General features: G+C 69.6%; 7 protein-coding genes. 3 read left to right on the forward strand and 4 right to left on the reverse strand.

All coding sequences use genetic code 11. The annotated features are described in order from the left end of the window. Nucleotides 1-14: 14 nt before the first annotated feature. Nucleotides 15-1025, forward strand: a complete 1011-nt coding sequence (locus ACZK39_RS09905; protein ID WP_463612908.1) for a LacI family DNA-binding transcriptional regulator — start codon at nucleotides 15-17, stop codon at nucleotides 1023-1025. A 253-nt stretch (nucleotides 1026-1278) separates the two neighbouring features. Here the strand turns inward: ACZK39_RS09905 and ACZK39_RS09910 are convergent, their stop codons facing one another. From ACZK39_RS09910 to ACZK39_RS09920, 3 genes are all read right to left on the reverse strand, one after another. Further along, a complete protein-coding gene (locus ACZK39_RS09910; RefSeq protein ID WP_463612907.1) occupies nucleotides 1279-2256 on the reverse strand; it encodes an SGNH/GDSL hydrolase family protein in 978 nt (325 codons plus the stop codon). A 233-nt stretch (nucleotides 2257-2489) separates the two neighbouring features. Beyond that, entirely contained in the window at nucleotides 2490-3305 is an 816-nt protein-coding gene (locus ACZK39_RS09915; protein WP_463612906.1) for a maleylpyruvate isomerase family mycothiol-dependent enzyme, read from the reverse strand. Then, the gene (locus ACZK39_RS09920) at nucleotides 3289-3951 is read right to left on the reverse strand and encodes a TetR/AcrR family transcriptional regulator (RefSeq protein WP_459055631.1); all 663 of its coding nucleotides are present in this window, start codon (nucleotides 3949-3951) and stop codon (nucleotides 3289-3291) included. The genes ACZK39_RS09915 and ACZK39_RS09920 overlap by 17 nt, the downstream gene beginning before the upstream one ends. A gap of 119 nt (nucleotides 3952-4070) precedes the next feature. On the opposite strand from ACZK39_RS09920, the gene ACZK39_RS09925 reads away from it, so the two are divergent. Both ACZK39_RS09925 and ACZK39_RS09930 read left to right on the forward strand, forming a co-directional pair. After that, on the forward strand, nucleotides 4071-5111 hold the full coding sequence (locus ACZK39_RS09925; protein WP_459055632.1) for a sodium:calcium antiporter: 1041 nt from the start codon (nucleotides 4071-4073) through the stop codon (nucleotides 5109-5111). A 188-nt stretch (nucleotides 5112-5299) separates the two neighbouring features. Continuing rightward, nucleotides 5300-6313 (forward strand): serine hydrolase domain-containing protein, encoded by a 1014-nt coding sequence (locus ACZK39_RS09930; protein ID WP_463612905.1) that lies wholly within the window; start codon nucleotides 5300-5302, stop codon nucleotides 6311-6313. A gap of 8 nt (nucleotides 6314-6321) precedes the next feature. Here the strand turns inward: ACZK39_RS09930 and ACZK39_RS09935 are convergent. Beyond that, nucleotides 6322-6645 (reverse strand): hypothetical protein (locus ACZK39_RS09935; RefSeq protein ID WP_463613221.1); only part of this gene is annotated, 324 nt, incomplete at its 5' end.

The raw sequence follows: 6645 nt of genomic DNA on the forward strand, positions 1-6645 counted from the left end.
GAAGGAGGTGCGCCATGTCACCTCGTCGACGGCCCTCCCGGCCAACCATCTACGACGTCGCCCGCGAGGCTGGCGTGTCCAAGTCGCTGGTGTCGCTCGTGCTCAACGATTCGCCCCTGGTGGCCGACGCCAAGCGGCAGGCCGTCCACGAGGCCATCGCCACGCTGGGATACCGGCGCAGCCATGCCGCCTCCGCGCTCGCGGCGGACCGCACCCGCACCGTGGGCCTGGTCATCGACGACTTCCAGAACCCCTCGTTCGTCGAGCTGCTGCGCGGCCTGCGCACTCTCCTCGGGCCGCAGGGGTTCCATGTCGCCATCCGGGAGCACTACCGCGACGGCGACGAGCTGATCAATGCCGTCGACGGGTTCCTCGACAGCCAGGTGGACGCGCTGGTGATCGCGGCCGAGCCCGGACGCGACCTTCCGGCGCTCGGCGTACCGACCGTGCTCGAGGGCACCCGCCTGCACGGCATCGACGGCGCCGACACCGTTGAGAGCGACCAGCGCCACGGCGTCCACCAACTCATGGAGCACCTGCGCTCGGGAGGGCACCGCCGGATCGGACACGTCACGGGGGCTGGCGGCGCCGCCGGCGCGCGCCTGGCGACCTACCTGGAGGCTATGGCGGCGGAGGATGAGGATCCGCTCTATGCCGGCGGTTCAAACGAGACGAACGAGGACGGAGGGTACGCGGGGGCGGTGGAGCTGCTGCGCCGGCACCCTGAGGTGACGGCCGTCTTCGCCGCCAACGACACCATGGCCCTCGGCGCGCGCGCCGCGTTGAGGGAGGCGGGGCGCGAGGTGCCTCGCGACGTCGCGCTCATCGGCTACGACAACTCGCACCTCGCACGCAGCCGCTTCCTCGACCTGACTACGGTGGACAGCCACGGACACGACGCCGGCATCGCGTGCGGGGAGGCGATCCTCAGGCGACTCGCGGAGCCTGACCTGCCCCCCGCGGCGGTGGTGGTCCCGAGCACCCTCGTGGTGCGTTCCTCGTCGGTCACGGTCCCCCGTTCCTGAAACCTCAGGTGGGCCTTGACCCCGGAAATCCCAGTGGCACTTCTGGTATCGACTACGCGACCAGATCCGCCGCCTTTGACTGGCAAGACTCGCGTCGGCAACGTGGAGCGCTCCGTGCCGGATGCGACGGCCGGACGCCGCTCCGGAATCGACGCGCCCGAACCCGTCCTGCGGTGGAGGGCAGGTAGGACGACGACGCCCCGGCCAGCCAGCGGTGAGCTGGCGGGCCGGGGCGGTGGTTGATCGGTGTGGGTCAGTCCTTCTGGGACTTCGGGATCTTCACTGTGCCACGGTTGGTGTCACTGGACGTCTCGCCGCCGAGGGTCAGCGTGATAGCGGTCCCGGTGGGTGCCGTGCTCGTGCCGAGAGCCGTGGCCACGGCGGGCTTGTAGCCGGACAGGTAGCCAGTGGCCGTGGGGTGATACGACAGATAGGTCGGGAACAGCGACGCGTTGTAGATCCACGCGGAGGAGTCGCACACGCCATGGCCCAGGAAGTCTGGAAGCACATCGGCGTAACCGATCCCGGCATCGTCAGCAGCTTTGGAGATCACTCCGGCGAGGGTGGCCGCCCCGGAGTTGAGCGCGTCGCGCTCGCGGACCGACACTGTGGTGATCCAACTGCAGTCGGCTTTGGTGGCGCTGAGCAGCCGGGGATAGGCGGTTGCCACGATGGTCGCGTCGGGGGCGGCCTCCCTGATCTGGGTGAACAGCAGCACCAGCCGCGACGGAAGCGCGTTCGCCGCGTCGACGGCGTCGTCGACGGCAGTGATGCAGGCGGATTCGTTGGTCCCGATGCAGGTGGTGAGCACCGATGCGAACCCGACGTCGTTGCCGCCCACCGTGATCGACACGTAGTCAGCCACCGCCAGGTAGTCAGTCTCTAGCTGCTCCGCCGTCACATCGTCGATGTCCGCCCCTGAGCATGCCTGGAGATCAAGGGCGTAGCCCTTCTCCTGCGCAATCAAGCCCGGGTAGCCCTTGAGCGTGCGGTAGCAGTCCCTGCCGTCCTGGATGTAGCTCCCTCCGCCGACGCCGGCCGCGTAGCTGTCCCCGAGGGCGACGTAGACGGGCTGGGCCGGCGGCGGGGACGTCGGAGACGGCTCGTTGGTCGGCGATGGGCTCGGCGCCGGGCGCTTGGCCGCGGCGTCGACGCCGCCCGCGACGATGGTGAGTGAGACGACCAGCGTCGCCAGCGTGGCCACAACGCCACGGATCCCCCTGCGGTTCATGGCGTCAAGCTGTACCCGCCACCATGTCGCGGCAATGGGCAGTTTCGCAGCGCGCTTCGCCCCTCGTCTTCCGCTGCGCCTCCGCCGCCTCTCCCTCTGCGTCTTCCGCTGCGTCTTCCGCTGCCGCTGGGTGGCCCCAGGCGTGCACGACACGCCGTCGCGGTGCCACCTCGGTGTCCGTGGTCACGTCGAGGGCTGGGACAGGCGGCGTGTCGTGCACGGGGAGGTGGGCGTCAGAAGACGACCCGGGCCGCCTCGAGGGACGGACGGAGGTCGACGGCGACGCCGTCGAACAGGCTGTCCTCCGCCGTCCGTCCGGAGAGGTGCCGCATGAACTCCACCGCGGGCACCTCGACGGCGGGCCCCTCCCCCTCCCCCAGGTCCCACGCTCCCCCTTCGGGGCCGGTGAGGCGCAGGTGGACGGCAGGGCCGGTCCACGAGAGTCCGAGGTCGCGGATGACCTGCTCCACCACCTCCGCGTCCGTGGGGTCCGACACCGGCTCCCGCCCCACCGCTCGTCCGATGTCCTGGCGGTGCAGCCAGGTGTCGCGGGTGAGGATGGTGTCGACGAACCATCCGATCGTGGTGTACGACGGCAGTGCGGCGTCGTTCGTCAGCCGACGGCGCATCCAGCCGGGGGTGTCGCGGCCCGACATGGCCCGCCGTCGAAGCAGCTCCAGCAGCTCAGCTGTGGAGAGGGAGTGGTGCCTGTCGATGCCCACCTCGTTGGCGGCGTCCAGGGAGCTGCGACCGCGGTAGCGGAACCGCCCGATCTGAGCGTCGACGAGGAACAGCAGCGGGTTGCCCGGGAACCGTGCCGCTGAGGCGACGTGGCCAACCATGTCGCGCACCGTCCAGGCGGGGCACTCGGTGACGGTGTCCCACTGCTCCGGGGTGAGGTCGCGCACCTCGTCGATCAGGCGCAGATGCTGGGCCCGGCCCACGCGAAGGCCGTCGCCGGGGCCGGGGAGCGGGATGTCGATGGCACGCATGGTCTGATCCTTCGTCGAGGGGTGGCCGGAGGCGGTGGTGCTAGTGGTGGCTCGCATGGCAGGTCCTATCGGGGAGATGGGCGGTGATCAGCGCCCGCACGAGCGCTGGGAAGTGCCGGGAGGCGGTGCCGTCCTCGTAGGCGACGCCGGGCTCGTTGGACAGCTGGCGGACGATCACCCCCGTGGCGGCGTTGGCCAGGTTCTGGGACAGCTCGTCGAGGTCGACGGTGGGGTTGAGCAGGCCGAGGTCGCGGAAGCCGCGCAGGTCGTCGCCGAGCATCGTGAACAGGGCCACCGACGGCGCATACGCCTCGGGGCTCGGCTCCCAGGCGGGGACGGGGCGGGTCATCATGAGGTGGCTGAGCTCGGCGTTCTCCAGGGCCCAGCGGACGAAGGTCCCCTCCAACTCGATGGCGCGGCTGACCGGGTCGGTCTCGGTGGTCGCGGGCCCGAGCCTGTCGCGGTGGCTGGCGACGGTGTCGTGGCACGCCTGCCATCCCCGGCGGAAGAGCTCGTCGTAGAGGGCGTTTTTGGAGTCGAAGTAGGTGTAGAGCGACGGGGTGCGCACGCCGAGTCGTCGGGCCACTTCCCCCAGCGACAGCCCCCCGACCCCATGTTCGCCCATCAGCCGGACGGCGATCGCGACGATCTCGTCGCGGGTCTCGCCGTGCCGCCGTTGCCGACGCTCCGTGCTCGTATCCATGAATCCTCCTTATGCCAAAAGGTATCCCTAATAGGATTAGGACACAAGAGGGCTCATTCTTCCGGACGCTGCGGCGCTCTGGGAGTAGCGTCAACCCCACACAGAGACGTGGGTGCACCGTGTCCGACCTTGTCGCCGTTCTGGCCTTCGTGGCCTGTGCCGCCGCGATCTTCTTCGCCGGCGGACGGCTGTCGCGCTACGGCGAGCGCATCGCCCAGCTGAGCGGCTGGGGCAGCGCGTGGGTGGGCCTGATCCTCATGGCATCGGTCACGTCCCTGCCCGAGCTCGTCGTCGGCGTCAGCTCGTCGGCCCTGGTCGGGTCGGCCGACCTGGCCGTAGGCGACGTTCTCGGCAGCTGCGCCATCAACCTTCTCATCCTGGCCAGCCTGGACGCCTTCGTGCCGGCCCGCCGGAGGCTCTTCGCCCTCGCCTCCCCGTCGCATGTCATGGCCGCCGCTCTCGGGATCGTGCTCCTCGCCACCGTCGGCGTCGGACTGCTGGTCGACGACTCGCTGCCGCTCACTCCCTGGATCGGGCTCTCATCGCTGGTGTTCCTCTTCCTGTACCTGGGTTCGGTGCGGCTCATCTTCCGCAACGGGCGAGGCCTCCCCCCGGACCCCAGCGTTCAGCCACCGCTCGACGAGAACCTCTCCCCCGGCGACGCCGTCACGGCAGGGCTCGGACTACGTCAGGTCGCCGCCCGCTACTCACTCCATGCCGGGATCGTCGTCGTGGCAGCCATCCTGCTGCCGCCCGCGGCCGAAGCGATCGCCCGGATGTCGGGATTGGAGGAGTCCTTCGTCGGAACCGTCTTCGTGGCGCTGTCGACGTCGCTGCCAGAGCTGGCCGTCTCCCTGGCAGCGATTCGGATGGGCGCAATCGACCTGGCGGTCGGCAACATCCTCGGCTCGAACCTGTTCAACATCCTCATCCTGGCGATCGACGACGTGGCCTACACCGACGGGCTCCTACTCGCCGACGCTTCACCGAGCCACCTCTTCACGGTGTTGACCACCATCGCGATGTCGGCGATCGCAATCATCGGGCTGACCTACCCGTCGGCACGCGGCAAGCGGTTCCTGCTGGCGGGCGACGCGGCGCTGATGCTCGTCGTCTACGCCGGAAATGCCGCAATACTGCTGACCATCTCCCCGCACTAGTGGTCAGCACAGTTGCCCATGACCCGGTCAAGGATGCCGCCGGCGCCCGGCCCCACCACCGCGGGGCAGGGCTCGGCGCCGGCACCGTGACGTTCGTGTCTCCTCGCGGGCGATCGGCTCGATCACCCCCGGCGGCGCGTTACCTGGCGGACAATCGATACTCACACCGCACTCCCCAGGGGGCAGACATGCAGGTCGATCCACACGCCCTCGACGACGCCGTCGCCAAGAATGCGTTCACTGGGGTCATCACCATAGACGTGGCAGGCCGGCGCGTCCTCGAGCGCTGCGAAGGGTTCATGCACCGCGCCTTCGGGGTGCCGATGGTGCCCCAGGCCAGAATCGCCGTAGCCAGCGGCAGCAAGGCGTTCACCGCGCTGGCGGTGATGCGCCTCGTCGAGGACGGCGCGCTCCGGCTCGACCAGCCGGTCCGGGATCTACTCGGGGAGGACCTTCCGCTCATCGACGACGCCGTTACGGTCGAGCACCTCCTCACCCACACATCGGGGATCGGTGACTACCTGGACGAGGACGGAGAGTGGGAGGTCGACGATTTCATCCTCACCATCCCTGTCCACACGCTCACCACAGCCGAGGCGTTCCTGCCGATGCTTGAGGGCCACCCGACGAAGTTTGCTCCCGGAGAGCGGTTCGCCTACTGCAACGGCGGCTACATGGTGCTCGCGATCCTGCTGGAACGAGTCACGGGAGAGGTGTACCACGCCGTGGTGAGCCGGCTGGTCTACGAGCCGGCCGGTCTGCAAGCCACCGGGTCTCTCCCCCTCAACGCACTCCCCGCCGACGCCGCGCTCGGCTACCTCGCCAACGACGGAGACCTCGTCAACACGCTCCACCTGCCCATCCTCGGCAACGGCGACGGCGGAGCGTTCACCACCGCCGACGACCTGCACCGCTTCTGGCTGGCCCTGCTGGAGGGTCGCATCGTCTCGCGCGACACCGTCGAGCAGATGATCCGGCCCCGCCACGACGTGCCGGACGAGGGCATGCGCTACGGCATGGGGTTCTGGCTGCACCGGACAGGTCCGGCGCTGGTGATGGAGGGCTACGACGCGGGCGCCTCGTTCCGCTCGACCCACATCCCCGCCAGCCGGACGACGGTGACCGTGCTGGGCAACAGCTCCGAGGGGGCCTGGCCGGTGATCTCAGCGCTCGCCGTCGCGATCGACGGCGAGCTTTCCTGAGCGGGCTGTCAGGCGAGGGCCTTGGCCTTCAGCTGGTCGAACTCGGCGGGGATCTGCACCCGACCGGAGTTCCCCCGCGACAACGTCAGCACCCGCTCGACGGCTCCCTCGGTGAGCAACGCATCGCCGAGGTGGACCAGCAGCGTGGCGATGCCGCCCGTGTCGCCCTGCCCGGCGTGGAGGAGGGTGCCGTCGATGTCGGCGTGAAGGTAGAGCTGAGCGACGGTGAGGCCGGGCCGCTCATCGACGGGCCTCAGTTCGTCGACATCCTCGGGGTCATCGGGGCTCAGGCCCCACGCCTCGAGGGTCAGCTCGGCGAGGGTGCCGGTGAA

The sequence above is a fragment of the Tessaracoccus luoxuelianae genome, assembly GCF_055326245.1.